General features: G+C 62.8%; 1 pseudogene. It reads left to right on the forward strand.

The features are described from left to right. Positions 1–288, forward strand: a pseudogene (locus tag BG74_RS17995) (primosomal protein N'); the annotation flags it as partial.

Here is a 288-nt window from a genome sequence, read left to right on the forward strand (position 1 = left end):
GCCGGAGAAGTTCTGTTCCACGCCTTGCCGATCCTGCTCCGTCAGGGAAAGCCTGCTGATATGGCGCCACTATGGCAGTGGTTCGCCACGGAACAAGGGCATAGTACGCTGCCCGATAGCCTAAAGCGGGCGCCAAAACAGCAACAGGCGTTGTCGGCGCTGCTGCGCGGGCCAGTCTATCGCCACCAGGTGGGCAAGCTGCTACTTTCCGGCCCGGCGCTGCATGCACTGCGTGCCAAAGGATTATGCGATCTGCGGCCCCAGGAGGTGGATGCATGCGACTGGCGG

It is taken from the genome of Sodalis-like endosymbiont of Proechinophthirus fluctus, assembly GCF_001602625.1.
Classification (GTDB): domain Bacteria; phylum Pseudomonadota; class Gammaproteobacteria; order Enterobacterales; family Enterobacteriaceae.